Here is a 1,159-nt window from a genome sequence, read left to right as displayed (position 1 = left end):
CCACACGTTAACATTGGTACTATCGGTCACGTTGACCATGGTAAAACTACTTTAACAGCAGCAATCACTAAAGTTCTTGCTGAAAAAGGTCAAGCTGACTTCCAAGACTACAGCATGATCGACAAAGCTCCAGAAGAACGTGAACGCGGTATCACAATCAACACTGCACACGTAGAGTACGAAACAGACACTCGTCACTATGCACACGTTGACTGCCCAGGCCATGCTGACTATGTTAAAAACATGATCACTGGTGCTGCTCAAATGGACGGCGCTATCCTAGTTGTATCTGCAGCTGACGGCCCTATGCCACAAACTCGTGAGCACATCTTGTTAGCTCGCCAAGTTGGTGTACCAGCTATCGTTGTATTCATGAACAAAAAAGACATGGTTGACGATGAAGAATTATTAGAATTAGTAGAAATGGAAATCCGTGAATTGCTTTCCAGCTATGAATTCCCTGGCGATGACATTCCAGTTGTAGCAGGTTCTGCATTGAAAGCATTAGAAGGCGATGCTACATACGTAGAAGCAATCAACGAATTGATGGCTCGCGTTGACGAATACATCCCAACTCCAGAACGTGACACAGACAAAACATTCTTGATGCCTGTCGAAGACGTGTTCACAATCACTGGTCGTGGTACAGTAGCAACTGGCCGTGTAGAACGTGGTCAAATCAACGTAGGTGACGTAGTAGAAATCGTTGGTCTTCAAGAAGAACCATCCAGCACTACAGTTACAGGTCTTGAAATGTTCCGTAAACTTTTGGAATCTGCAGTAGCAGGTGACAACGTAGGGGCACTTCTTCGCGGTATCGACCGTAAAGACATCGAACGTGGTCAAGTATTGGCTAAACCAGGTTCCATCAAACCTCACACTAAATTCAAAGCAGAAGTATACGTGTTGACAAAAGAAGAAGGTGGCCGTCATACTCCATTCTTCTCCAACTACCGTCCACAATTCTACTTCCGTACAACTGACGTAACTGGCGTTATCAGCTTACCAGAAGGTACAGAAATGTGTATGCCTGGTGATAACATCACTATGAACATCGAGCTTATCACTCCAATCGCTATTGAAGAAGGTTTACGTTTCGCGATTCGCGAAGGTGGCCATACAGTAGGCGCTGGTGTTGTTACAGCTATCGAAGCATAAT

Annotated in this window: 1 protein-coding gene; it reads left to right on the top strand. The window is 44.9% G+C overall.

Annotation, left to right across the window (positions count from 1 at the left end; translation table 11 throughout):
- The coding region (gene tuf, locus EO111_RS08230) for an elongation factor Tu (protein WP_062401214.1) at positions 1 to 1,158 on the top strand (1,158 nt) is incomplete at its 5' end.
- Position 1,159 lies beyond the last annotated feature (1 nt).

Origin of the sequence: Veillonella sp. CHU594 (genome assembly GCF_003992265.1) — a bacterium.
GTDB lineage: Bacteria > Bacillota > Negativicutes > Veillonellales > Veillonellaceae > F0422.
The sequence above is the reverse complement of the archived record's forward strand: the minus strand, read 5'-3'. Positions and strand labels throughout refer to the sequence as shown.